The sequence below is a fragment of the Herbaspirillum sp. B65 genome (assembly GCF_000333555.1).
Lineage (GTDB): Bacteria > Pseudomonadota > Gammaproteobacteria > Burkholderiales > Burkholderiaceae_D > Herbaspirillum > Herbaspirillum rubrisubalbicans.
Genome location: NZ_BADI01001184.1, coordinates 1 through 1,582 on the forward strand (window position 1 = coordinate 1; position 1,582 = coordinate 1,582).

Consider the following 1,582-nt stretch of genomic DNA (forward strand, 5'->3'; position numbering starts at 1 on the left):
CGGTGAACGCGCTCTCCGGGATCCGCGCCGACAGGGCCAGCACGGCCGAGAGCGCCCGGTCGAGGTCGTAGCCGTAATCCGCGGGCCTGGGCTGGGCCTGCGCGGGGATCTTCCACTCGCCCTGCGTCGCCATGACTTTCCTTCGGCTCGTCCGCCTGCGCTCCGGTCGGCGCCGGAGCCGCGCCATCGGCACACCATAGGATGTCAGCGCCGCCCGCGTCACCCGCGGTCGGTTGCGACCCATGGAACGGGCCCGTTCGGGGCGGCCCGCGGCGGGGCCGGCACAACAAAAAACCGCCCGGCGGTGCCGGGCGGCGCGCCGTCCCGGAGGACGGCCTGTCGGAGATCCGGGCGCCCCCGCCGCGCGGCGGCGGGGAGCCCGGTGTCTCGGGTTGGTCTCAGTACTTGCGGACCAGGGCCGCCGGGACCGGCGAGGCGGCCGGGGCCGGCGAGTAGAGCGGCACGATGAACCGGATCCAGCCGTCGGTGGAGTAGTTGTCGCGGGTGCGGCCGAAGGCGTTGGTGTACTGCGCGCCGGTCACGACGTCGCGGGCGACGTAGGCCTGGACGGTGAAGATCTTAAAGTCGTAGCCGACGAGGCCGCCGATGGCGAAGCGGCCGCGGTTGCCGGCCGCCGCGCTGGCCTGGCTGATGTCGAAGTTGTAGGTGCCGTAGGCGATCGGGCCGATCTCGAAGTTGCCGAACTTCTTCGTCGCGGTGAGGTCGAAGTTCAGGGCGTCCGAGAGGCGGATCGGGCCGATGGCGGCGCCGACCTGGCCGGGGAAGCGGCCGGGCGAGTCGTAGATGTTGGCGGTCAGGTTGGCGGTGATGTTCCAGCCGTCACCGGTGTAGCTGCCGGCGATGCCGAAGCGGTAGGTGTTGGAGGAGAGCTGCGGCAGGACCGGGGTGGCCGTCGTGCCGTTCGCGGTGATGATCGAGCCGCGGTCGCCGTTCAGGTCGTTCAGGTAGGCGCCGCCGAGCAAGCTGACGCCGAAGTTGTTGCCGAGGTCGAAGGCCCAGATGCCGCCGACGAAGGTGCCGACGTTGATCGAGATGTCCTTGTTGCGCACGCCCGCCGGGTTGCGGGTGAAGGCGAACACGGTCGGGGGCGCCACGAGCAGCTCGACGCGGCCGCCGAACGGCACGAACGGGGTCGACCAGACCAGGACCGGGATGTTGACGGCCGTGTCGGGCGAGTTTGGCGCGTCGGTGCGGCGGTAGGTGAACGTGTTGATCGCGTAGAGGCCTTCCGGCAGCGGCGCGCCGACGGCGAGGCCGACCTGCTCGCCGGGAACCGTGGTGGTCTGCGCCTGCGCGATCGTCGAGGTCATGCCGACCGTGAGCGCGACCGCGCCGGCCGCGAGCCAGTTCTTCATCATTTTCTCATTCCTTCCCAAGGTCCCACGGCATCCGTCCCGCATTCGGCACTTCCTTGCCGGTCTGCTCGCCAATCGCGGCTGCCGGCTTCGGACCTACCGAGCGCCCCCACGGAGCCTGCCCGTCTCAACGTCTGCGACTATTCTACAGAGACCTGCGGAAAGACAGTGGAATGCTCGCCGAAACGCCACAACCGGCGAACCGT

Annotated in this window: 1 protein-coding gene; it reads right to left on the reverse strand. The window is 70.1% G+C overall.

Annotation, left to right across the window (positions count from 1 at the left end):
* Positions 1-398: 398 nt before the first annotated feature.
* Positions 399-1,379 carry a transporter gene (locus tag I5W_RS28440; protein WP_043345625.1) on the reverse strand — a complete coding sequence of 327 codons (981 nt, stop codon included), beginning with the start codon at positions 1,377-1,379 and terminating at the stop codon, positions 399-401.
* Positions 1,380-1,582: the final 203 nt, after the last annotated feature.